The organism is Veillonella parvula (assembly GCF_001553335.1).
Lineage (GTDB): Bacteria > Bacillota > Negativicutes > Veillonellales > Veillonellaceae > Veillonella > Veillonella parvula_S.
In genome coordinates this window covers 94030-94283 of record NZ_KQ960798.1, presented here as the reverse complement: position 1 = coordinate 94283, position 254 = coordinate 94030, and positions in this window count along the sequence as shown.

Sequence of the window (254 nt, the reverse complement as noted above, 5' to 3'; positions counted from 1 at the left end):
CCGTCCCCTAATGGGGATCATTTAATTTAACTTGCTTATGCTGGCATTGCCATAGAGTCAAAATTCATTGTTTCCGTCCCCTAATGGGGATCATTTAATTTAACTGGGATTTATTCCCTGAAGAATTCTACTTAGTGAGTGCAGTTGTTTCCGTCCCCTAATGGGGATCATTTAATTTAACGAATTATAACGCCTTATACGGTGATTGAAGTTAATTGCAATGAGTTTCCGTCCCCTAATGGGGATCATTTAAT